The organism is Allocatelliglobosispora scoriae (assembly GCF_014204945.1).
Taxonomy (GTDB): Bacteria; Actinomycetota; Actinomycetes; order Mycobacteriales; family Micromonosporaceae; genus Allocatelliglobosispora; species Allocatelliglobosispora scoriae.
In genome coordinates this window covers 354,692-374,387 of the sequence record NZ_JACHMN010000001.1, presented here as the reverse complement: position 1 = coordinate 374,387, position 19,696 = coordinate 354,692, and the positions used below count along the sequence as shown (strand labels likewise).

Below are 19,696 nucleotides of genomic sequence, written 5' to 3'. Positions count from 1 at the left end.
CCTCCTCAGCTCGCTGCCGGTGACATTGACCCGGAGACAGGCTGCGGGACTGAACGCCCGAGCCAATCCGCTGGCTCCCGAGATTCAAGCCGCATACCTGGATGGCGCCAACGAACTCAGCGACTTTCTGGAGCTGCTCCGGGATGACGGCGCGGTGATTCGGGAGGCGAAGCTGGTACTCGTCGGCGAAGGGGACGTCGGCAAGAGCAGCCTGCTCGCCGCCATGTGCCGTGAGGAGTGGAACGAAGGCCGGTCCTCCACTCACGGTGTCGAGATCAAGTCCGTCACCGTTCAGGATGACGGCGAGGTTCCACTCGTCCTCAACGGCTGGGACTTCGGCGGACAGCCGCAGTACCGATCCACCCATCAGCTCCACTTCACCGCACCGGCCGTCTACGCCGTGGTCTGGAATCCGCGGCGGGGGCCCGAGGTGAGCAAGGTGGACTACTGGATCAACCTGATCAAGAACCGCGTCGGCGACAGTGCGCGGATCCACGTGGTGGCGACCCATGCCGAGCACGACGACCGCGGCCCGTGGATCGACGAGAATGCCCTGGCGGACCGGTTCGGACCGATGATCTGCGGTTTCCACCACATCGACAGCCACACCGGACAGGGAGTCGACGGGTTGGTGGCAGCCATCGCCGCCACCGCCAACGATCTGCCACACTCCAGGCGCCGCTACCCTCGTACCTGGTCTCGACTGTTGAAGGCATTTCGCGAAGGCAAGGACGCATACCTCACCTACCACGACTACGAGGTCCGGGCGATCGCCGAAGGGCTCACGGCCACCGGCGCGCGGTCGCTGGCTCGCAACGCCAATGCCCTGGGCTACTGGATCCACGACGACTCCGACGACGAACACAGCCTGGTGATCTTCAAGCCGGACTGGCTGAGCAAGGCCATCGGCAGGGCGTTCGAAGCACCCGAGGCCAACGCGCATTACGGGCTGATCAGTCTCGAGCGGCTCTCCCATGCCTGGACGCACCCGCCGCGCCCGGACGAGGACGTCTACCCGCCGGCGCTGCACCCGGTGTTCCGGCATCTGATGCAGAAGTTCGACATCTCCTACCAGGTCACGCCGAGCAACCCGCATCAGGAACCGGAAGTCCTCATCACGCAGCTCGTGCCGAGCCGCCGCCCACCGCTGACCGCGTGGACCGACTACGAACCCGAGCTGTCCACGATGACCCGCTACTGCGAGGTGGTCGAGGCCGACACCGGCAACCGGTTCATCCCGGAGGGCTTCGTCTACCAGCTCATCGCCCGCTTCCACCGCTATTCGCTGGGCCGCGACGACCACACGGCGAGCGTGCACTGGCAGAACGGGATGGTCCTCGACGCCGGACGCTACGGCCGGGCGCTCATCACCGTCTCCGACCAGCGGATCACCATCGCCGTCCGAGCGGCGTGGCCGTCCTATCTCCTGGACCGGCTTACCGGCGACATCTGCGACCACCTCTCGTTCTGGCGCGGCCTCGCGGTGAAGGTCTTCCTCACCTGTGGCGGCGACTGCCCCGGCAACCGGGCCGGACATGGGCGGTTCGAGTCGCAGGCGGTTCTCAACAGCAAGCGCCAGGGAGTTGCGCTGACGCCCTGCCAGACGTGCAGCGCTCTACGCAATGTCGACGAGTTGATGCACGGTGTGACGGCGGGCATGGACCCGAACGTCAACAGATTCGCCGCAGCCGTCGCCGAGATCCTTCAGCCGCAGTTCGCGCAGGCCACCGACACCATCAACCGCCACAGCAGCGCCATCGCCGCAAAGGTCGGCGAGGAAGCGGATGCCACACGGGCGGCGATCAGCCAGGCTGAGGTGGGTTATCGCAGCCTGATCCGCTCCCTGGACGAACCTGCCCGCAACGGGCCACGGCTCATGACGATCGCGCCGGTCGGCCAGAGGGCGCTCAGGCGACGGATCACCACCGTCACGATCCGCGTCACCCTGTGGTGCGAGCACTCCCGGCTCCCGCTGCACGTCCTCGACGGCAACGGCACCACGGGTGTCTATGACATCGAGACGCCCCGCAAGTGGCTGGTCAATGCCCGCCCGTGGCTGCGGGCGACCTCGTTCGTGCTGCGGACGCTGCTGCCGGTGGCGATCGGCGAGCTGGACATCGCGCTGGACGGCGATGCCCGGTGGACGTCACTGGCGGAGCACCTCAAATCCGCCGAGAAGGCGCTGGAGGCGTCCACCGACATCGTCGGGCAGACCGGGCCCGAGGCCGGTCGGGATCAGGACCTGCAGCGGGTGTCCGGCCCGAATGCCGGGCCGGGCGAGCCGGACCAGGCGCTGCTGCGCACGCTGCATCAGATCCTCGGCGAACGGGATCCGTCGTTCGCGGGGATGCACCGGGTCCAGGAGCGGGAGCGGTACCTCTGGGTGCACCGCCGGTTCGCGGGCGAGTACGAGTACCGCGAGAGCTGATGCCGCCAAGATCGCCGCAACTCTTCAAGAGTTGGTCTAATGCAGCTCCCCGCCCTCCGCAGGGGCCGCAAGGGAGCAACTCTTCAAGAGTTGCGGCGATCTTGGCGACGACGGCGAACCCGCCGCCGGTGGATCAGCTCGGGTAGACGACCGGTAGGTCGGTGCCTAAGCCGAACCCGACGCTGTAGTCGCCGTCCCGGCTCTGGCGCAGGTACCAGGTGCCGTTGGCAGGCCGGAACACACCGAGGTCGACCCGACCGTCACCGTCGTAGTCGGCTGGCGAGACCACGTCTCCGTTCATCCCGTACGCCTCGCTGCGGTAACGCCCGTCGATGCTCTGCATGATGTGCCAGGTCCCGTTCGACGGCCGGAACACGGCGCGGTCCGTGCGGCCGTCCCCGTCGTAATCCGCCGGGACGACCTTGTCGCTGGAGACCCCGAACTGCAGGTAGGAATCCGTGTTGTCCGACGACTGGTGCACGATCCACGCCCCGACCAGCGGCCGGTACACCGCCACGTCGGTCTTGCCGTCACCGTCGTAATCACCCGGCACCGGCCGGTCCGTGGCGAGCCCGTAAGCGAAACCGTAGTAGCTGCCACCGCCCGACGGCAGGACGTACCAGGTGGTGTCCGACGGACGGAACACCGCGAGGTCGGTCTTGCCGTCGCCGTCGTAGTCACCCGGGACCGGCTTGTCGTCGGGGAGGCCGAACGACACGAACCGGTTCTCGTTCGTACCGGTGATCAGGATGCACCAGAGTCCGGCCCGGTAGACGGCCCGGTCCGTGGTGCCGTCCCCGTTGTAGTCGCCGGCGACCGGCTTGTCCCCGGCCATGCCCCACGCGACGGCGGTGGGACCGGCGGCGGGCAGCGACCACCAGACGCCGTCGCCGGGTCGCCAGACCGTCACGTCGCTGCGGTGGTCGCCGTCGAGGTCCACGGCGGCCGCTCGCCGCTGCAGGGTGAACGTCCGGGGCGAACCCGGCAGCTCCCGGCCCTCGTCGCCGGTGAGGTCGGTGCCCCGGGCCACGAGCGTGTGGGCGGAACCGTCGCGGTAGTCCGGCGGGATCGGCCAGCGGAACCCGTGGTCGCCGGGGTAGCCGAGGCTGGTGGTGATGTCGGGCCGGGGCCCGTTGGCGGGGACCCGGGCGACGAAGAACCCGTCGATGTAGAAGTCGACCGCGTTGGGGTTGGCGTAGCCGAGCAGGCTCGGGTCGAGGGTCCACCCGTTAGCGTTGCCCGCCGTGTCGATGCCCTCGAACGAGCCGATGGGCCGCTTGGGCAGGATGAACAGCTTCGGTGAGCCGCTCAGCAGCACCGGCGGGTCGTTGGTGGCGTCGATGCCGTAGGCGTAGAGCGTGTGCATCCGGGCGTCGAACCACTCGGCGGGCAGGGTGAATCGCATGCCGTGGTTGCCGGGCTGGATGTCGGTACGCCGCTGGTCGGCGACGAACGCACCGGCGAAGACACCGACCCCGGCGGGGCCGTCGATGTAGTAGTGCACGGTAAGGGAGGTGCCGGGGCGGCCGGGGTCCTGCGCCCAGCCCGCGACGACACCGGTGTTGGCGACGCCGTCGAGCCCGCCGATCGTCGTCGTCGGCGTGGGCGGGTCCGGCGGGCGGACCGGGCAGTTCAGGCACTTGATGATGCGGACGTTGGGTGCCGCGCCCGGTGCGGGGGTCTGCAGGCCGCAGCGGTACCAGACCACCGAGGTGGCGATCTCGGTCCACCCGACGGGGATCACCACCCCGCTGTCGATGCACATCTGCAGGGTGTCGTCCCGGTAGCGGTCGGTGTGCCGGGTGATCTCCCACTGGGTGATGACGGTATGCGGCACCGGGCCGGTGACACCGCAGACGTTGTAGATGGAGAACGAGTCGCTGTGGATCCACCCGACCGGAATGTTGGCGGTGCCGGGGCAGACCAGCTCCGACTCGGCGGCGGCCGGCAGGGCGGGCAGGAGCGGGGTGGTCACCAGGACGGCGGCGACCACGACGAGGATCGCGCGGAGGCGACGGATCACGGTGTCCTCCTAGGCCTGGTTGATGACGACGGTGCCGATGAGCGTCGACGTCTCGGCGTGCGGGGTGTTGCTCTCCCAGCGGATGTAGATCGCCCACGCCTCGTAGGTGCCGACCCCGATGGTCGCCGCCGACACCGCCTCGGGCTCCTGCAGCACGACGCAGTTGTTCTGCGACGGCTGCGTGGTGTGGAAGAACCGCTTCTGCGTCACCGGGTCATACAGCCCCCACCGGACGGGGGTGCCCGCGTGCACGGATCCGGCGGTGAACATCAGCGTGGTGTTCGTCGGGACCACGAGCGGCGGTCCGCCCAGCCACAGCGTCCCCCGTTGGGGTGACGTGGCGATGGCGACGTTCGTCGGCTGGCCGCACGTGTTGTGCGCCTGCGCCGAGGCGGGCAGCACCGCCAGCGGCACCGCGGCGACCAGCACCGCGAGCAGGCGAGCCGCCCGTCGCCGGGTTCGTCCTCCATGGAACATCAACAGACCTCCCAGATGTGGTGAAGCGCCGATCCTCGCCAGCCGGGAGCGCCGCCGGGGCGGATTCCGGACAGCGGCGGAAATCGGCGGACACCGGTGCCGTTGGGTACGCTGCCCTGTCGATGCCGCGACCCGAAGGGTTCCACTGTGGATGATCTATCGGCGCTGGCCGCAGCAGCCCGGACCGCCGACGCGCTCGCCGCGCTGCTGCGCGATCTGCGCCGCCGGCAGGCCCGCGAGCAGGGCCGCTCGGAGCTCACCTACCGCGAGATCGCGCACAAGACCGGCTGGTCGCTGTCGGCCGTCGGCGAATACTTCACCGGGACGACGGTGGCGCCGACGGACCGGTTCGACGTCCTCATCCAGCTCCTCGGCGCCACCACCGCCCAGCAGCGGGCGCTCGCCACGGCTCGGGACCGGGTCGACGAGGCCCGGCGGCGGCCCGCCGAACCCGCCCGGGGCGTGCCGCGACAGCTCCCCGCGGACGTGTCCGGCTTCACCGGCCGCTCCGACGCCCTCACCGCGCTCGACGAGCTGATCGCCGACACCGGCACCGTCGTGATCTCCGCCGTCTCCGGGACCGCGGGGGTCGGCAAGACCGCGCTCGCGGTGCACTGGGCGCACCGGGTCGCCGGCCGGTACCGCGACGGGCAGCTCTACGCGGACCTGCACGGCTACGCACCGCACGCCCCCGTCGACCCCCATGACACCCTCGCCGGGTTCCTCCGGGCGCTCGGCGTCGAACCCGCTGACGTGCCTCCCGGTGCCGACGAGCGCGCGGCGGCGTACCGGACGATTCTCTCGGGACGACGCGTGCTGGTCGTCCTCGACAATGCCCGCACCGCCGACCAGGTCAGGCCGCTCCTACCCGGCGCGGCCGGCTGCGCGGTCGTCGTGACGAGCCGCGACGAGCTGACCGGGCTCGTCGCGCGCGACGGCGCGCGGCCCGTCGCACTGGACGTGCTCTCCCCCGCCGAGGCCCTCGACCTGCTGCGGAACCTGCTCGGCGCGCGCGTCGACGCCGAACCCGACGCCGCCGCGACCCTCATCCGGCGCTGCGCCCGGCTGCCGCTCGCGCTGCGCATCGCCGCCGCCCGCGCCGCCGCGCGCCCGGCGCTCCGCCTCACCGCGCTCGCCGCCGAGGTCACCACGGCCTTCGACGGCCCGGACCCGATGACCAGCCTCGGCGCGGTCTTCTCCTGGTCCTACACGGCGCTGACCCCGGCCGCGGCCCGGCTGTTCCGGCTGCTCGGCCTGCACCCTGGCCCCGACGTCACGGTCGCGGCCGCGAGCAGCCTCGCCGCCGCACCGGCCGCGGCGCCGCTCGCCGAGCTCGCCGCCGCACACCTCGTCGCGGAGACGTCCGCGGGCCGCTACAGCTTCCACGATCTTCTCCGGGGGTACGCCCACCAGCGCGCCCACGAGGAGGAGTCCGCACCGCAGCTGGGCGCCGCCCGGCAGCGGCTGCTCGACCACTACCTGCACACGGGCCTGCGCGCCGCGCTGCTCTACTCCCCCATGCGCAACCCGATCATCGTCGGCGAACCGGCGCCCGGCACCACCCCGGAGCTCCTCGCCGACCGGGTCGACGCCCTGGGCTGGTTCACCGCCGAGCACCACGTGCTGCTCGCCGCCGTCCGCGACGCCGAGGCCGACACCCACACCTGGCAGCTCGCCTGGACCCTCACCGACTACCTCGACCGCAACGGCCACTGGACCGAGCAGCTCGCCGTGCAGGCCCTCGCCCTCGCCGCCACCCGCCGCCTGCGCGACCGCGACGCCCAGTCCCGCACCCACAACGCCATCGCCCACGCCCACATGCGCCTGGGCCGTTTCGAGCAGGCCCGCGACGAGTACGCCCACGCCCTCGACCTGTGCCGCGACCTCGACGACCTCGGCGGGCAGGCCCGCGCCCACAACAACCTCACCACCGCCTACGAGGCGCTCGGCCGGCCCCGCGACGGGTTGCAGCACGCGCTGCTCGCGCTGGACCTGCACCGCACCGCCGGAAACCACGCCGAGGAGGCGAACGCCCACAACGGGGTCGGCTACATCTACGCCCAGCTCGGCGACGACGGCGAGGCACTGCGGCACTGCGAGACGGCGCTCGCGCTGGTCCGGGCGCACGGCTACCCGCTGGCCGAGGCCGCCACGCTGGACAGCCTCGGCTACATCCACCGGCGGCAGGGGGCACTGGACCGCGCCGTCGGCTGCTATCGGGACGCCGCCGAGCTGCTGCGGAGCCTCAACGACCGCTACCACGAGGCGGAGGTGCTCAACAACCTCGCCGAGACCTGCCGGGACGCCGGCGACCCCGACGGCGCACGGGCCGCGTGGCGGGAGGCGCTCGCCATCTTCGAGGAGCTGTCGATGAGCCAGGCCGACGGCGTACGGGCTCAGCTCGCCGCTCTAAGGTAGGCCCATGAGAGCCCTCCTCACCTCGTCCGGGATCAAGAACAACAGCATCCACGACGCGCTGGTCGACCTGCTGGGCAAACCGATCACCGAGTCCAACGCCCTCTTCATCCCCACCGCCGTTTATCCCTTCCCCGGCGGGCCGGGCATGGCGTGGCAGGCGATCTCCGGCAAGGCCTCATCGCCGCTGTGCGAGCTGGGGTGGAAATCGCTGGGGATCCTGGAGCTGACGGCGCTGCCGAGCATCGAGGAGGCGGCGTGGGTGCCGACGGTCCGGGACGCCGACGCGCTGCTGGTGTGGGGTGGCGACCCCCTGTTCCTCGCCAACTGGATGCGGCGCTCCGGCTTGACCGGCCTCCTGCCGACGCTGCGCTCCGAGGCCGTCTATGTCGGGGTCAGCGCCGGGAGCATCGCTGCCGCCGCCACCTTCGTCGAGACCTACACCGAACCGCCGCGCGGGATCGACGGACCCCTGCAGTCGCAGGAGATCGTCTTCGCCACGCCCCAGGGTGACGTCGACAGGATCCTCGTCACGGGGCAGGGAGCGGGGCTCGTCGACTTCGCGGTGATCCCGCACCTGGAGCACCCGCACCACCTGGACGCCTCCCTGGCCAACGCGGAGCGGTGGGCGGCTCGGATCCCCGCGCCGACGTACGCGATCGACGACGAGACCGCCGTCAAGGTGGTCGACGGCATCGTCGAGGTCGTCTCCGAGGGGCAGTGGCGGTTGTTCCAGCCCTGATTTGCCGGAGCTTCGCCTCGGTGAGATCGCCCGTGGCATCGCCGGTAGCGTCACATCCCCTAAAGCATCCTAGGTTGATTGTGATGGCGGTGGGCTCATGACCACTGATACGTGGAACTGTACGGTTACAGGGGCCTCAGCGAGATCGCGCTACTTCCCGGAAGCAGGCCTTACCCACATGCTCTGAGGGGACTACTTCCCGGAAAATGCACGATCATGTGTCTAGTCAAGGAGGTGCTGATCGTGACGGAGCTACTGCGCATCGGCGAGCTGGCCGCGGCGGCCGGGGTCAGCACCCGCACCATCGACTTCTACACCAGCCTCGGCCTCATCCAGCCCGCCGAGCGGACCGGCGGCGGATACCGGCTCTACGACCAGGCCACCGTCGAGGTGATCGCCACGATCCGGCAGCTGGAGACGAGCGGCATGGCGCTGAGCGACATCGCCGCCGACCTGACCCAGGCCGTCTCCCCCGCCGACCTCGCCGCCACGGTGACCCGGCTCGACGCCGACCTCACCGCACTGAGGACCTTGGCCGAGACCGCCGGACCGGGGGCGCACTCCCTCGTCAACGCGCTGACCGTCCGCGCGCACACGCTGATCACCACGGCGATGGAGCTCATCGTCGCCATGCCCGACGTGTGACGTTCACGCCTGCCCAAACCATACAGTCGTACGTGTTACTGTAGGTCCCGTTCGTTCCCGGCTCGAAGGAGAACCTGCGGTGGTCTTCGGTAAATTGCTCGGCGCATTCGGCGTAGGCGGCCCCAGCGTCGACACGGTCCTGACCAACGCCCACACCCGGCCCGGCGGCGTCGTCAACGGGCAGGTCAACCTCACCGGTGGCAAGAACGACGCGAAGATCGACCGCATCGTCCTGAGCCTCGTGACCCGGGTCGAGGTGGAGAGCGGCGAGCACGAGCACGCGGCCACCGTCGAGTTCCACCAGGTCCAGGTCGCCGGGGGCCTCGTCCTGCCCGCCGGACAGCAGCAGGCCATCCCGTTCAGCCTGTCGGTGCCCTGGGAGGCACCGGTGACGCAGGTCCTCCACCAGCACCTGCGCGGCATGGTCGTCGGTGTGCACACCGAGGTCGAGATCGCGGGCGCGCGGGACAAGTCCGACCTCGACGCCGTCCACATCGAAGCCCTGCCCACGCAGCAGTCGATCCTGGACGCGTTCGTCAACCTGGGCTTCGGGTTCAAGGGCGCCGACCTGGAGCACGGGCACATCCCGGGCACCGGGCAGACCCTGCCGTTCTACCAGGAGATCGAGTTCTACCCGGCCCCTCAGTATTCGCACGCCGTCAACGAGGTCGAGGTCACCTTCATCACCGACCCCCGCCGGGTCACCGTGGTGCTGGAGTTCGCCAAGCGCGGCGGCATGTTCAGCGGCGGCCACGACGCGATCACGCAGTTCAGCGTCGACCACCTCGCCGCGCCGACCGACCTGCGCGCGGTCGTCGAGGGCTGGCTCCAGCAGGCGGTCTCCCGCCATCAGAGCAGAGGCGGGTACGGGTACGCGCAGCACGGCTCGCACGGTTCGCACCACGGCGGGCACGGCGGCGGGATGGGTGCCGCGGCCGGCGGTCTCGCCGTGGGTCTCGTGGGCGGCTATGTCGCCGGGGAGATGCTCGAGGACGCCTTCGAGGACTTCGGCGGCGACGAGTAGCTCGACCCGGACCGGCGGGCTGGGCGGTCGGCGGCTTTCAGAGCCGCCGGGCGCGCAGTACGCCGGTCAGCATCGGCAGGGTGAACTCGCCGTGCGCGGTCTCGGGCCGGCTCGCGAGGTAGGCGCGGATCCGGTCGAGCACGGCCTCCCGTTCCCGCTCCGGCAGGACCAGCAGCCCCGCACGCGTCGCCAAGGTCGCGACGAGGGAATCGGCGGTGCGGAGCTGACCGTGCGGGAACTCGGCCTGCTCCGGCGATCCGAAGCGGGCGGCCAGACCGGCGGGCGGAAGGTGCAGGCCTGCCGTCGCCGCGCGCCAGCGGCTGAACGTGTCGCGGGGGCCGACGACCGCATCTCCGCCGACCCGTTCGAGTCCGGCGACCCAGTCGACCCTGTCGTCCATGACGTTCCACAGACCGGCCAGGACACCGCCGGGCACCACGGCCCTCGCGATCTCCGGACCTGCGACGGCCATGTCGAACCAGTGCATGGCGTTGCCCGCCAGCGCGGCGTCGACCGACGCGTCCGGCAGCGGGATCGACTCGGCGCCACCCGCCAGCGCACGGACGTCCGGCAGCTCCCGGCGCAGCTCGGTCAGCATCGCCGGGTCGGGCTCGACCGCGACGACGTCGGCGCCTGAGGCGACCAGCGCGGCGGTCAGCTTCCCGGTCCCGGCACCGAGGTCGAGCACCCGCGAGCCGGGTGCGTGCTCCAGTGCCCAGCGCACCGCGGACCGGGCGTAGTCGGGGCGATGCTCGGCATAGGCGACCGCCGCCGCACCGAACGACGAGCTGTGACGGTGCCGTTCGTCCTGCTCCACGCGGTTTCCCCCGTCTGCGCCGCGAATACATCTGCCGCCGTGGACGCTACGCCCTGCGGCCGGCTGCGGCCAAGACCTCTGACCCGGCCGTCGACCTGATCCCCCGGGGGCAGAATCGGCGGTGTGGATGAGGCACCGCCGATGTTGGCAGAGCACGACGACCACTGGATTCTGCCCTTCCAGGGTCTGACCGTCACCCAGGTCCGGGTCGACTCCGCCTTCGAGCTGGTCCTCGACGGGAAGGGCAACGTGCGGATCGAGAGCACCGCGACGCTGGGCCGGGCCGAGGCGGACGTGTCGGAGCAGGTGGTGCTGGACCCCGAGCACCAGCACGTCGCGGCCGGCCTGGTGCTGTTCGACACGGTGGTCATGATGGCGGTGGCGGCCACGTCCGGCAGCCTGCGGCTCGTGTTCAGCGGCGGCCATGTGCTGCGGGTCGAGCCGGACCCGCACTACGAAGCGTGGACGGCGTCGGCGCCGGGCGGGCTGCTCGTCGTCAGCCTGCCCGGCGGTGGCCTGTCGGTGTGGTCTGATCACTCCTGATTCTGGACCGGGAGCTGCGGGCAGGAGGCGTGCTCGCCGCCGGTGTGGATGACGTGCCGCCCGCTGTTGGCGGGGATGTACTCCTGCAGCCGGGGCATCATCGGCCCGGCGTACACCTGCGCGACGACCACGACACGCGCCTGCGGGCGGGCCTCGCCTCCGCCATGCTGATGGGGATCATCGTCGCGCGGTGCGTCGTCCGCGTACCGACGATCGCCGACGAGGACCTGGACTCGATCGTGGTCGCGACTGCCGACGCGTTGCAGGCGCTGCTCGTTCCCGCGGGCACCGGCTCGCCCGCGTGACGGCCGGAGCCGGCTGGCATCGATTCAGCGCGGTCGGATCTCCCACGACGGCCGCTGCGGATCGTCGTTGTGGACGACGACGTCGGCGTGGTCGAGCGGGCGGACCGTGTCGAAGTAGAGCTGCTGGGACGGGCGGTAGCGGCTCTGGAAACGCCGCTCGACCCGCTCGACGGAGCCGTAGACGGCCAGGTCTCGGGTACGGGCGCGCTGCAGCGTCTCCTCGAACGCGACGGACACGAAGATGCGCAGTTCCCACCGCTGCACCAGTTCCGGCCGCATGAGGAACACGCCGTCGAAGAGCAGCACGGCGTCGGCCGAAGCCGTCGTGACCGGCTGGACGATCGAGGTGTCCGTGCCCCGGTCGTAGACCACCTGGTGGAACCGTCGGTCTCCGCCGGGGCCCAGCGGATCGAGCAGCGCGCGGTAGAGCGTGTCGAAGTCGAAGGAGTCGTGGTAGCAGCCCTCGGCGGAGTCCTCGCCACGCCGGTGGCGCTGTGCCACGGGAAGGAGGAAGTCGTCGATCGACGCGCGGATGACCTCGCGGCCCTGCTCGCGCAGCACGGCGGCGAGCTCATCGGCGAGCGTGGTCTTGCCCGCGGCGGGCCGCCCGTCGACCGCGACCCGGACCGGGTGCGCGGTCGCGACGGATCCGACCTCGTCGGCCAGGCGGCCGATCAGCTCACGGCGGGTGCCGTCGTCCATGTTCTCCCCCGGATCCTGGGTCACTCGCGCAGGAAGAAGCCGCGCAGGACATCGCCGACCCGGACCGGGTCACCGTCGTTGTCGGGGCCCGAGTGGTCCAGGCCCTTGAGCGTCACGCGCCGCGCGTCCGGCAGCACCTCGGCGAGCGCCACCAGCGCGACCTGGAGATAGTCCGGACCCCGGGTGCCGCCGAGCAGGAGTACCCGCGCCTGCAGACCCGCGTAGTCGCCGGCCGTGTCCGCCATCTCGCCCACCACGCGCAGGTCATAGCGGAGGGTGGGCACCAGTTCCGGGATCGGCACCTCGTCCTCGGCCTGGCCGCCGCGGCCCAGCCCCAGACGCAGCACCGGTGCGAGCAGCCGCCGGGGCACCCGGCCGAGGACGGGCGCGACACCGATCCCCTTCAACGCCGTCACCAGCGCACCCGTCACATCGCCCGCGGCGAGCTCGCGGTCGTAGCGGGGCACCCAGGCCACCGGTACGGAGCCGTCGACCGACAGCGGCGGTTCGTAGACCGCGATCCGGGTCAGGGCCGGGGTCGCGAGCGCCGTCCGCAGGACGACGAGCCCGCCGGAGCTGAGCCCGAAGGCGCCGGCCGCACCGGTCGCGGCGACGAGTGCCTGGATGTCCTCGACCTCCCGGGCCACCCCGAAGTCGTCGCCGTGCGGCCCGCTCATGCCGCGCCCGCGCCGGTCGGGCACGTAGACGGTGTACGTGTCGGCGAGGGCTGCGGCGAGACCGGTGAAGTGCTGCGAGGCCTGCATTCCTCCGTGGACGACGATCACCGGCGGTCCGGCACCGAAGCGCCGGTAGCCGATGGTGGTCCCGTCGGCGGAGGTGACGCTGCCGGTGGCGTAGTCGGTCATGGGCCGATGGTAGTGGCGGATCTCCTCAGGCATCCCCCTGCGGTCGGCGCGGTGAGCTCCGTGACACGGTGTGGGACGGGCGTGATGCAATGGCCGTCGCACCGTGGCCGGTTCGGAACTACGGATCGATACGTTTCATCGATGAGACGTCGATCGGCTATCTCGTGTACCCGAAGGGTTCGGGCGGCGATCCGAACCTGTTGACGACGTGACGGCGTCGAACTTCGCAACTGCTCTCTGATCAAACCCGGTGAACCGCTCGGCCTCTGCCCGCCGCCGCTGACTCGCCCGACGACCTCGACGGGGTGATCACCAGGCGCTGTGGGCGGTCTGGATGATCGGTGCCAGCGGCGGACCGGACCGCAGCGCCTCCAGGAACGTGACGATCTCCGCTGCCACGGTCCGGTGCTGCAGGTCGTTGAGGACGTCGTGGTGCCCGCCGTGGACCACCGCCAGCCGGGCCAGCGGCAGGGACTCCGCCAGCCGGGCCAGCCGCTCGCGGTCGCTGTAGGGGTCGTCGGCACCGGCGAGCAGCAGGTGCGGCAGGTCCGCCGTGCCGGCGTACGCCGTCTCCAGCAGCAGCGGAGGGATCGGCTCGGTCAGCGACCCCGGCCGGACCGACGGGTCGTCGCTGAGCACGCCCCGGTGGACCGGGCAGTGCGTCCGCCCGTCCAGCTCGTCGTCCCAGTTCTCCGCCTGGTACGCGGTCCCGCCGGGCAGCCCGGCGAGGACCACGGCCGCCGGCCACCACGCCGCGTCGGGAGCGGGCCGGGTGACCAGCCCGGCGACGACGGCGGCTCCGGTGTCGGCGCCGACGAGGACCAGCGGGGTCACCGGGCCGTCCTCGCCGACTCCCTTGACGGCGTCGGCGAGCAGCGACGCGTACCGGTCCAGGGAGCCGGGAACGTCGGTGTCGTCGATGATCGGGGCGGGCGCGACGCGTACCCGATAGGAGTCTGCGGCCAGGCGCGCGCCGAGCCGGCGGTAGGTCGCGGTGCTCTCGCCGCGACCGGGGACGATGAGGACCGTCCCGCGGGTCCGCAGCCCAACCGGGGCGGTGAAGTCGAGGTAGTCGGCCATGGTGGTGGTCCCTTTCGATGCGTGCGGGAGGGCGAGGATGCGGTCGAGGACAGCGGCGGCACCGCCGGGCGGCAGGGTGTCCCCGCGCCAGGCGACGTGCTGGTCAGGGCGGATCAGGATGCTGCCGGTCTCGGTGCCGTAGCGGTAGCGGGACGGGCCGTCGGTGAGGTGCACGACGGTGAGCCGCAGGCCCCGGGCGGCGGCCTCGGCGGTGAGGGCGTGCTCGACGGTCCGGTCGTCGCCGAGGACGAGCAGGCCGAAGTCGTCGCCGAGCCGGTCGTAGAGGGTGTCGCCCCAGGGGTCGACGTAGAGGTCGGGGGCGCGGTGCCCCGGCCGGGGGTCGTCCTCGTAGACGGCGGCGGCCCAGGGTGTCTCGTCGGCGAGCTGGCCGGGCTCGTGCCAGATGACGCCGGACGCGTCGTAGCGCTCGTCGAAGGTGACGCCGGGGGCTTCGCCGCGGTTGCCGCCGTCGCCGGTGAGCAGCTCGCCGATCTCGGCCCGGCGGGCCTCCGCCGCCGGGCTGAGGTCCGCGTCGTCGGGGATGCCGCCCGCGCGGATCTCGGCGAGGACGGCCCGGGACCGGCGGGACCGGTCGAGGGCGTGGTCGGCGATGCGCCAGTTGTGCGGGCGGCGCTCGGCGTCGTAGGAGTCGAGCAGCGCCTCGGGCGCGAGTCCGGAGTGGACGGCGGCGAGCTTCCAGCCGAGGTTGACCACGTCGCCGAAGCCCTCGCCGAGGTTGCCGCCGGGGGTGCGGACGTGGGCGGCGTCCCCGGCGAGCAGGACCCGGCCACGGCGGAAGGTCTGCGCGATCCGGGTGGCGTGGTAGAAGGTGGTGGCGGAGGCGAGTTCGAGGTCCACGTCGGTGCCGAACGCCGCCCGCGCGGTCGCCAGCAGCTCGCTCTCGGCCGGTTCGGCGTCGAGGGCGTAGGGGCCGGCGTAGACCCGCCACTCGCGGGTGCTGATCGCGGCGAGGAACCCGGACGCCTTCTGGTTGACGACGATGTTGGTGCCGCTGGGTGCCGGTCCGAGCGCCCCCTCGGCGGTACGCACGACGAGCCGGAACATCTTCTCGGTGGCGTGCTCGCCGTCGCGGCCGATCCCGGCGAGGCGCCGGACGGTGCTGCTGCCGCCGTCGGCGCCGATGACGTAGTCGGAGCGGATGGTCCGGGTGGCGCCGGTGGTGGTCTCGGTGACCGTCACCCGTACGCCGTCGCCGACCTCGTCGAGCTGCTCGACCCGCCAGCCGCCCGCGACGGTGACGCCGCGCTGCCGGAGGTGGTCGAGGAAGACCTGCTGGAGGGCGGTCTGCGGGCGGCGGATCGGCCGGGCCAGGGAGAATCGGCCGGGCCCGTCGCCGAGCGGGCGGACCGGGACCAGGTCGTGCCCGGCGAGCGAGGTGACCAGGCGGATGCCGCGGTTCCACTCCGGCGGGAAGGTCCACGCGGCCCGGATCCGGTGCAGCAGTCCCCACCGGCGGAAATGCTCCACGGTCCGGGGCGAGTGCCCCATCGCGCCGGCCCGGACGAGCACGACGGAACGGGCGGCGTCGACCACGGCGACGGGCACGCCCCGGGCGGTGAGCTCGACGGCGGCGGAGAGCCCGACCGGGCCCGCGCCGACGATGAGCACCGCAACCTGGTCGGGCGGGTCGGCGGCGGGGAAGCGGACGGTGTGGATGTCCCGGCCGCCGGTGGCGGCGTGCGGATCGTCAGACATGGCTGGCCTCCCTGGCGTCGAGGTGCTCCCGCTCGGCGGTCCAGCGGTTGGCGGGGATCGGCAGACCGAGGTTCCCCCGCAGGGTGTCGGCCTCGTAGTCGGTGCGGAACAGGCCGCGCTCCTGCAGCAGCGGCACCACGTCGGCGACGAAGCGGTCCAGGTCCTCGGGCGTACGCAGGCCCAGGTTCAGGCCGTCGAAGGCGCGCCCGGCGTACCACTTCTCGATCGTGTCGGCGACGGTGACCGGGTCGCCGGTGAACGGGGACGGTTTGTACTCGGTGAAGGCGAGCACCGTCTCGCGCAGGGTCAGGTTGCCCTCGCGGGCCCTGTCGACGATCTTGGCGGCCTGGGTGCGCCCGCCCCGCTCGGCGAGCGCGGAGACGTCCGGGAAGGGCGCGTCGAGGTCGTACTGGGAGAAGTCGTGTGCGCCGAAGCCCCGGCCGAAGGCGGCTAGTTTGCGGTCGAAGTCGTTGTCGGCGTCGAAGATCTCTCGGGACAGGCGGTGCGCCTCGGCGTCGGTCCGGGCGATGACGGGCTGCGCGCCGAGCAGGATGAGCACGTGGTCGGGGTTGCGGCCGAGCGCGGCGGTGCGCTGCTTGATGTCGGCGTAGTAGGCCTGCGAGTCGGCGAGGGTGCCGCCGGGGGCGTAGATGCCCTCGGCGACGTGGGCGGCGAGGTTGCGGCCCTCGTCGGAGACGCCGGCCTGGAAGATGACCGGCTGGCCCTGCGGCGACCGCTGGATGTTGAGCGGGCCCGCGACCTTGAAGTGCTCGCCGTCGTGGTCCAGCGCGTGCAGCTTCGCCGGGTCGAGGAAGACGCCGCGGTCGACGTCGGCGGGGAACGCGTCGTCCTCATAGGAGTCCCACAGTCCGCGTACCACCTGGACATGCTCCAGAGCGCGACCGTAGCGCGTGGCGTAATCCAGGTGCTCGTCGAGCCCGTAGTTGCGCGACGTGCCCGCGTCGAGGCTGGTCACGACGTTCCACCCGGCCCGGCCGCGGCTGATCAGGTCGAGCGAGGCGAAGCGGCGCGCGACGTTGAACGGCGAGTTGTAGGTGGAGCTCAGCGTGCCGACCAGCCCGATGTTGCGGGTGTGGGTCGCGACGGCTGCGAGCAGGGTGAGCGGTTCGAGCCGGTTGAGGTAGTGCGCGGGGTAGGTCGCGTTGATGAACTGGCTGTCCACGATGAACAGCGCGTCGAACTTCGCGTGCTCGGCCGCCGTGGCCTGCGCGATGTACCAGTCGATGTCGACGCTGGCGTTCTTCGGGATACGCGGGTCCTTCCACAGGCTGTGCTGGCCGGGGCCGCCGACGCCGTAGGCGCGCAGGGCGAGCTTGATCTGGCGGGTCATCGGGTGTTCGCCTCCATGGTGCGGTCAGATGTGCAGCAGGTCGCGCAGGGCATCGCGGCGCGCGCGGTCCGCGTCGGCGGTGCGCAGCGTCGGGGCCGAGCTGACGAGCAGTCGGGTGTACGCGTGCCGAGGCGCCGTGATCACCTCGCGCGCGGTGCCCACCTCGACGATCTCGCCCTGGTAGAGCACGGCGATCCGGTCGGCGATGCCGGCGACCGAGCCGAGGTCGTGCGAGATGAAGACGAGCGCGGCACCGGAGTCCCGCAGCTCCTTGAGGAACTCCAGGGCCTGGACCCGGTTGGCGGAGTCCAGGGCGCTCACCGGCTCGTCGAGGATGACCAGCGCCGGGTCGGTGACGAGCGCCCGGGCGACGGCGACGCGCTGCCGCTGGCCGCCGGAGAGCTCGCCGGGCAGCCGGGTCAGCAGCGACTCGTCCAGGTGCACCCGGGCGATGTAGGCCCGGGCCCGCTCGACCGCCTCCGTACGCGACCGGCCCTGGATGAGCAGCGGCTCGATCAGCGACTCCTCGATCGTGAGGTCCGGGTCGAGGCTGCGCAGCGGGTCCTGGAAGACGTACTGCAGGACCCCTCGACGGCGCAGCGTTCGCCACTGCCGGGACGAGTAGCCGGTGATGTCTTCCCCGGCGACCACGATCCGGCCCGCCGACGGGCGGACCAGGCCGAGGACGGCGCGGGCGAGGGTGGACTTGCCGGAACCGGTCTCGCCGATGATCCCGACGGTCTCGCCGGGCGCCACCGACAGCGACACCCCGCGCAGCGCGTGCAGGCGGCCGTGGCGGCGGCGGTAGTGCACCTCCAGATCGGTCACCGACAGGACGTCAGCCGACATGGTTCAGCTCCTTCAACGGCACGAGCTCGTCGCGCGGGTCGTCCTCCAGCAGGAAGCGGTTCAGGCCGTACTGCCGGTGCTCGGCGATGAGCAGCCTGGTGTAGTCGTGCTGCGGGTCGTAGAGGATGTCGGCGGCGGTGCCCTGCTCGACGACCTCCCCGGCCCGCATCACCAGGACCTCGTCGCAGAGCTGCGCGACGACGGCGAGGTCGTGCGAGACGACGATGAGGGCGAGCCCGGTGCGTTCCCGCAGGTCGGTGAGGAGGTCCAGGATCTCGGCCTGCACCGTGACATCGAGCGCCGTGGTGGCCTCGTCGGCGATGAGCAGCTGCGGGTCGGCGGCGATCGCGGCGGCGATGAGGACCCGTTGCAGCATGCCGCCGGAGAGCTCGTGCGGGTACTGCTGGTAGACGACGTCGGGGTCGCGCAGGCGTACCGCCTCGAGGAGCTCGATCGCGCGGCGGCGCGCCTCCCGGCGGCCCGCGCCCTTCTTCACGCGGACCACCTCGGCGATCTGGGCGCCGACCCGAATCGAGGGGTTGAGGTAGGACGCGGGGTCCTGGAACACCGCGCTGACCACCGATCCGCGCAGGTCGGTCCACTCGCGCGGGGTGAGCGTGGCGGTGTCGCGGCCGGCCAGCTCGATCGAGCCGCCCGCGACGGTGAAGTGCTCGGGCAGGATGCCGAGGACGGCTCGGCAGGTCAGCGTCTTGCCGCTGCCGGACTCCCCGACGATGCCCACGACCCTGCCCGGTGCCAGCTCGAAGGAGACGCTGTGGACGACATCGCGGTCGCCCACGGCGTCGTGGACGCGGACGTTGCGCAGGCGTAGCAGAGCCATCAGGCACCCCTTCCGACAGCGGCCGGACGGCCGCGGAGCTTCCTCGTGTTCAGCAGGGCCTTGCCGGCCTGGCCGTTGACATCGCGGATGGTGTCGGCGAGCAGGTTGCAGGCCCAGACCGTCGCCATGATCAGCGCGGTCGGGACCAGCGGCGCCCACGGCCGGTAGCTCAGGTATCCGAGGTCCGAGGCGAGCACCCCGCCCCAGGTCGGGGTCGGCGGCTGCACGCCGATCCCGAGGAAGGTCAGGCTGGAGACGACGACGAACCCCACCCCGGCGGTCTGCGCCAGGGCGATCGCGATCGACGGCAGCACCTTGGTCCAGACGTGCTTTCGGACGATCCAGCCGACCGACGCGCCGGAGATGATCGCCGCCTCGACGTACGGGGAGCGGGCGACCTGCAGCGTCGACGCCCGCGACACCCGGAAGAACAGCGGCGAGACCATGATGCCGACGGTGAACATCGCCTGCGTGATGCCGTTGCCGAGCAGCGCCGTCACCGCGACGGCGAAGACCAGGAACGGCAGCGCGATCAGGGTGTCGGTGAGCCGCAGCGCCGCCCACTCGAAGGCCCGGCCGAGGTAGACCGACAGGATTCCGGGGACCACCCCGACGACGAGCGCCATCAGCGTCACCTGGACGGCGCCCAGGACGCTGAGCCGCGAGCCGTCCAGCAGGCGGCTGCCGACGTCCCGGCCCAGGTAATCCGTGCCGAGCAGGTGCTGCCAGGAGGGCCCGGCGAGCATGTCGTCGCTGCCCGCGAGCGGGTCGTAGGGCGCCAGCACCGGGCCGAGCAGTGCCAGTAGCGCGATCAGGCCGAGGATGACCGCGGCGGTGCGGCCGGCCGGGAGGCTGAGGATACGGCGGACCAT

At 71.7% G+C, this 19,696-nt stretch carries 18 protein-coding genes; 7 read left to right on the top strand and 11 right to left on the bottom strand.

Going from position 1 to position 19,696, the window contains the following annotated elements; translation table 11 throughout:
* The first annotated feature begins 19 nt into the window (after positions 1-19).
* Positions 20-2,428 (top strand): COR domain-containing protein, encoded by a 2,409-nt coding sequence (locus F4553_RS01625; RefSeq protein ID WP_184831163.1) that lies wholly within the window; start codon positions 20-22, stop codon positions 2,426-2,428.
* Positions 2,429-2,561: 133 nt separating this feature from the next.
* Here F4553_RS01625 and F4553_RS42185 read toward each other — a convergent pair whose 3' ends face one another.
* Entirely contained in the window at positions 2,562-4,451 is a 1,890-nt protein-coding gene (locus tag F4553_RS42185; protein ID WP_184831161.1) for an FG-GAP repeat domain-containing protein, read from the bottom strand.
* 9 nt (positions 4,452-4,460) lie between these two features.
* Positions 4,461-4,928 (bottom strand): hypothetical protein, encoded by a 468-nt coding sequence (locus tag F4553_RS01615; protein ID WP_184831159.1) that lies wholly within the window; start codon positions 4,926-4,928, stop codon positions 4,461-4,463.
* Between the two features lie 147 nt (positions 4,929-5,075).
* On the opposite strand from F4553_RS01615, the gene F4553_RS01610 reads away from it, so the two are divergent.
* From F4553_RS01610 to F4553_RS01595, 4 genes are all read left to right on the top strand, one after another.
* Positions 5,076-7,346 carry a tetratricopeptide repeat protein gene (locus F4553_RS01610; protein WP_184831157.1) on the top strand — a complete coding sequence of 757 codons (2,271 nt, stop codon included), beginning with the start codon at positions 5,076-5,078 and terminating at the stop codon, positions 7,344-7,346.
* A gap of 4 nt (positions 7,347-7,350) precedes the next feature.
* Complete coding sequence (locus tag F4553_RS01605; RefSeq protein WP_184831155.1) at positions 7,351-8,085, top strand: Type 1 glutamine amidotransferase-like domain-containing protein; 735 nt, start codon at positions 7,351-7,353, stop codon at positions 8,083-8,085.
* Between the two features lie 243 nt (positions 8,086-8,328).
* Entirely contained in the window at positions 8,329-8,730 is a 402-nt protein-coding gene (locus F4553_RS01600; RefSeq protein WP_221469653.1) for a helix-turn-helix domain-containing protein, read from the top strand.
* A 79-nt stretch (positions 8,731-8,809) separates the two neighbouring features.
* Complete coding sequence (locus F4553_RS01595; protein WP_184831153.1) at positions 8,810-9,754, top strand: sporulation protein; 945 nt, start codon at positions 8,810-8,812, stop codon at positions 9,752-9,754.
* A gap of 37 nt (positions 9,755-9,791) precedes the next feature.
* On the opposite strand, the gene F4553_RS01590 is transcribed toward F4553_RS01595, so the two are convergent.
* On the bottom strand, positions 9,792-10,571 hold the full coding sequence (locus F4553_RS01590) for a class I SAM-dependent methyltransferase (protein ID WP_184831151.1): 780 nt from the start codon (positions 10,569-10,571) through the stop codon (positions 9,792-9,794).
* 123 nt (positions 10,572-10,694) lie between these two features.
* Here F4553_RS01590 and F4553_RS01585 point away from each other — a divergent pair, with 123 nt between their 5' ends.
* Positions 10,695-11,114 (top strand): DUF6188 family protein, encoded by a 420-nt coding sequence (locus tag F4553_RS01585; protein WP_184831149.1) that lies wholly within the window; start codon positions 10,695-10,697, stop codon positions 11,112-11,114.
* Here the strand turns inward: F4553_RS01585 and F4553_RS40525 are convergent.
* Complete coding sequence (locus F4553_RS40525; RefSeq protein ID WP_246465797.1) at positions 11,105-11,245, bottom strand: hypothetical protein; 141 nt, start codon at positions 11,243-11,245, stop codon at positions 11,105-11,107. The two genes, F4553_RS01585 and F4553_RS40525, sit on opposite strands and share 10 nt — an antisense overlap.
* Positions 11,246-11,278: 33 nt before the next feature.
* Between F4553_RS40525 and F4553_RS40520 the strand changes: the two genes are divergently transcribed.
* Positions 11,279-11,419, top strand: a complete 141-nt coding sequence (locus tag F4553_RS40520; RefSeq protein ID WP_246465796.1) for a hypothetical protein — start codon at positions 11,279-11,281, stop codon at positions 11,417-11,419.
* A gap of 24 nt (positions 11,420-11,443) precedes the next feature.
* On the opposite strand, the gene F4553_RS01575 is transcribed toward F4553_RS40520, so the two are convergent.
* The 7 genes from F4553_RS01575 to F4553_RS01540 all read right to left on the bottom strand — a co-directional run bounded on the left by F4553_RS01575 (position 11,444) and on the right by F4553_RS01540 (position 19,696).
* The gene (locus F4553_RS01575) at positions 11,444-12,121 is read right to left on the bottom strand and encodes a nucleoside/nucleotide kinase family protein (protein ID WP_184833109.1); all 678 of its coding nucleotides are present in this window, start codon (positions 12,119-12,121) and stop codon (positions 11,444-11,446) included.
* Between the two features lie 20 nt (positions 12,122-12,141).
* Entirely contained in the window at positions 12,142-12,987 is an 846-nt protein-coding gene (locus F4553_RS01570) for an alpha/beta fold hydrolase (RefSeq protein WP_184831145.1), read from the bottom strand.
* A 309-nt stretch (positions 12,988-13,296) separates the two neighbouring features.
* Entirely contained in the window at positions 13,297-15,783 is a 2,487-nt protein-coding gene (locus tag F4553_RS01560; protein ID WP_221469651.1) for an FAD-dependent monooxygenase, read from the bottom strand.
* A complete protein-coding gene (locus tag F4553_RS01555) occupies positions 15,776-17,134 on the bottom strand; it encodes an NtaA/DmoA family FMN-dependent monooxygenase (RefSeq protein ID WP_184831143.1) in 1,359 nt (452 codons plus the stop codon). The genes F4553_RS01560 and F4553_RS01555 overlap by 8 nt, the downstream gene beginning before the upstream one ends.
* 24 nt (positions 17,135-17,158) lie before the next feature.
* Positions 17,159-17,983, bottom strand: coding sequence for an ABC transporter ATP-binding protein (locus tag F4553_RS01550; RefSeq protein ID WP_184831135.1), 825 nt, complete (start codon positions 17,981-17,983; stop codon positions 17,159-17,161).
* Positions 17,973-18,824, bottom strand: coding sequence for an ABC transporter ATP-binding protein (locus F4553_RS01545; protein WP_184831133.1), 852 nt, complete (start codon positions 18,822-18,824; stop codon positions 17,973-17,975). The genes F4553_RS01550 and F4553_RS01545 overlap by 11 nt, the downstream gene beginning before the upstream one ends.
* Positions 18,824-19,696, bottom strand: a complete 873-nt coding sequence (locus tag F4553_RS01540) for an ABC transporter permease (RefSeq protein WP_184831131.1) — start codon at positions 19,694-19,696, stop codon at positions 18,824-18,826. Before F4553_RS01540 ends, F4553_RS01545 begins: the two co-directional genes overlap by 1 nt.

What these genes read in the sequence shown, in the direction of transcription:
- F4553_RS01615 (WP_184831159.1), bottom strand. Translation starts at nt 4,928, where the DNA reads ATGTTCCATGGAGGACGAACCCGGCGACGGGCGGCTCGCCTGCTCGCG.
- F4553_RS01605 (WP_184831155.1), top strand. Translation starts at nt 7,351, where the DNA reads ATGAGAGCCCTCCTCACCTCGTCCGGGATCAAGAACAACAGCATCCAC.
- F4553_RS40520 (WP_246465796.1), top strand. Translation starts at nt 11,279, where the DNA reads ATGCTGATGGGGATCATCGTCGCGCGGTGCGTCGTCCGCGTACCGACG.
- F4553_RS01575 (WP_184833109.1), bottom strand. Translation starts at nt 12,121, where the DNA reads ATGGACGACGGCACCCGCCGTGAGCTGATCGGCCGCCTGGCCGACGAG.
- F4553_RS01570 (WP_184831145.1), bottom strand. Translation starts at nt 12,987, where the DNA reads ATGACCGACTACGCCACCGGCAGCGTCACCTCCGCCGACGGGACCACC.
- F4553_RS01560 (WP_221469651.1), bottom strand. Translation starts at nt 15,783, where the DNA reads ATGTCTGACGATCCGCACGCCGCCACCGGCGGCCGGGACATCCACACC.
- F4553_RS01555 (WP_184831143.1), bottom strand. Translation starts at nt 17,134, where the DNA reads ATGACCCGCCAGATCAAGCTCGCCCTGCGCGCCTACGGCGTCGGCGGC.
- F4553_RS01550 (WP_184831135.1), bottom strand. Translation starts at nt 17,983, where the DNA reads ATGTCGGCTGACGTCCTGTCGGTGACCGATCTGGAGGTGCACTACCGC.
- F4553_RS01545 (WP_184831133.1), bottom strand. Translation starts at nt 18,824, where the DNA reads ATGGCTCTGCTACGCCTGCGCAACGTCCGCGTCCACGACGCCGTGGGC.
- F4553_RS01540 (WP_184831131.1), bottom strand. Translation starts at nt 19,696, where the DNA reads ATGGTCCGCCGTATCCTCAGCCTCCCGGCCGGCCGCACCGCCGCGGTC.